General features: G+C 71.0%; 2 protein-coding genes and 1 pseudogene. 1 reads left to right on the top strand and 2 read right to left on the bottom strand.

Annotated elements, in window-relative coordinates; genetic code table 11:
- The coding region (locus tag G3I65_RS27525) for a WD40/YVTN/BNR-like repeat-containing protein (protein WP_375336724.1) at positions 1–543 on the bottom strand (543 nt) is incomplete at its 3' end.
- A 63-nt stretch (positions 544–606) separates the two neighbouring features.
- Positions 607–1,965 (bottom strand): Pup--protein ligase, encoded by a 1,359-nt coding sequence (pafA, locus tag G3I65_RS27520; RefSeq protein WP_125316382.1) that lies wholly within the window; start codon positions 1,963–1,965, stop codon positions 607–609.
- Positions 1,966–2,107: 142 nt separating this feature from the next.
- Between pafA and G3I65_RS27515 the strand changes: the two are divergent.
- A pseudogene (locus tag G3I65_RS27515) lies at positions 2,108–2,293 on the top strand (glycerophosphatase); the annotation flags it as partial.

Below are 2,293 nucleotides of genomic sequence, written 5' to 3'. Positions count from 1 at the left end.
GGCGAACCCGGCCTCACCCGGCAGCGCGGCCGGGAAGCCGCTGTCGGGCACCTGCCGCCAGCTGCGGCCGCCGTCGAAGGTGGCCTGCACGCGGAACCGGCCGTCGACCGGGTCGCTCATCGCGAGGCCGCGCCACGGGTCGAAGAACGCCAGGCAGTCGTAGAACGCGGCCGCGTCGGTGTTCTGGAACGTCTGGCGCCAGTGCGCGCCGCCGTCGTCCGTCCGGTAGACGCGCGAGTCGGTGCCGGGGCCGATCGACAGGACCACGGCGTGGTCGGCATCGAAGGCCTCGACGTCGCGGAACTGGAGCGTCTCGGTGCCGGGCGGCCCGACGGACTTCCAGGTGGCCCCGCCGTCGGTGGTGCGCAGGACGGTCCCCTGCGTACCGCTCACCCACGCGACCCGCGCGCTGACCGCGGACAGGCCCCGGAACTGGGCGGTCACGCCGGTCGGCTTCAGCTCCCACGCCGGCGGGTGCTCACCCGCCGACGCCGGGGCCGCGAGCGAAACCAGCAGGGCGCACACGAGCAGCACGACACGCATGCGGGAGATCCTGCCGCACCCGCCCGGCGACTTTCGTAGGGAACACCGGGCGGGCGAGCCGGACTAGAGCGAGCTGATCAGGCGCTCCACGCGCTCGTCGACCGAGCGGAACGGGTCCTTGCACAGGACCGTGCGCTGGGCCTGGTCGTTCAGCTTCAGGTGCACCCAGTCGACCGTGAAGTCACGGCCCGCGGCCTGCGCGGCGGCGATGAAGTCGCCGCGCAGCTTCGCGCGGGTCGTCTGGGGCGGGGTGTCCTTGGCGGCCTCGATCTCGCCGTCGTCGGTGACCCGGCGGACCAGGCCCTTGCGCTGCAGCAGGTCGAAGATGCCCCGGCCGCGGCGGATGTCGTGGTAGGCCAGGTCGAGCTGCGCGATGCGCGGGCTGGACAGGTCCAGGTCGTGCTTGTGCCGGTAGCGCTCGACCAGCCGGTGCTTGATCGCCCAGTCGATCTCGGTGTCGATCTTGCCGAAGTCCTGCTGCTCGACGGCGTCCAGCGCGCGGCCCCACAGCTCGACGACGCGCTCGTTCGCCGGCGTCGAGCCGTTGTCCTTGAGGTGCTGGACGGCGCGGGCGTGGTACTCGCGCTGGATGTCCAAAGCCGACGCCTCGCGCCCGCCGGCCAGCCGCACCTGGCGGCGGCCGGTGAGGTCGTGGCTGATCTCGCGGATCGCCCGGATCGGGTTGTCCAGCGTGAAGTCGCGGAACTGGACGCCGGCCTCGATCATCTCCAGCACCAGGTTCGCCGAGCCGACCTTGAGCATGGTCGTCGGCTCGGCCATGTTCGAGTCGCCCACGATGACGTGCAGCCGCCGGTAGCGCTCGGCGTCGGCGTGCGGCTCGTCGCGGGTGTTGATGATCGGCCGCGAGCGGGTGGTCGCGCTCGAGACGCCTTCCCAGATGTGTTCCGCACGCTGGGAGAGGCAGTAGACCGCCCCGCGCGGGGTCTGGAGCACCTTGCCGGCACCGCAGATGAGCTGCCGGGTCACCAGGAACGGCAGGAGCACGTCCGCGATCCGGGAGAACTCACCCGCGCGGGTCACCAGGTAGTTCTCGTGGCAGCCGTAGGAGTTGCCCGCGGAGTCGGTGTTGTTCTTGAACAGGAAGATGTCGCCGCCGATGCCCTCGTCGGCGAGCCGCCGTTCGGCGTCGACCAGCAGGTCCTCGAGGATCCGCTCCCCGGCCTTGTCGTGCGTGACCAGCTGGACCAGGTCGTCGCACTCGGCCGTCGCGTACTCGGGGTGCGAGCCGACGTCGAGGTAGAGCCGGGAGCCGTTCGACAGGAACACGTTGGAGGAGCGTCCCCACGACACGACTCGCCGGAACAGGTAGCGCGCCACCTCGTCGGGCGAGAGCCTGCGCTGTCCGTGGAAGGTGCACGTGACCCCGAACTCGGTCTCGATGCCAAAGATCCGCCGCTGCATCCCACCAGAGTAGGCGCTGCACCCCCTCCGACGGTGCGCCGTTCGGGCGTCGACACGCCCCCGGTATGGCACAGACGGTGAAATCTCCCCGATTCAGGCACGATTGGAGCACTGCTCTTGACGACTCGGGGAAGGCGACTCGTTGACACACCAGCTCATCCAGGCCTTCCGGCGGGTCGGGCACACCGATCGCGCCCTCATGCGGCGCAGTGCCGCCCTGCCCGCCACGAAGGTCGACGACGCGCTGATGGCGTTGTCCCGATCGGCGAACAAGTCGCGCCTGTGGTGGGGGGTCGCGGCGCTGCTCGCGGCGCGGAAGGGCCCCACC

The sequence above is a fragment of the Amycolatopsis sp. SID8362 genome, assembly GCF_010550475.1.
GTDB lineage: Bacteria > Actinomycetota > Actinomycetes > Mycobacteriales > Pseudonocardiaceae > Amycolatopsis > Amycolatopsis eburnea.
The sequence above is the reverse complement of the archived record's forward strand: the minus strand, read 5'-3'. Positions and strand labels throughout refer to the sequence as shown.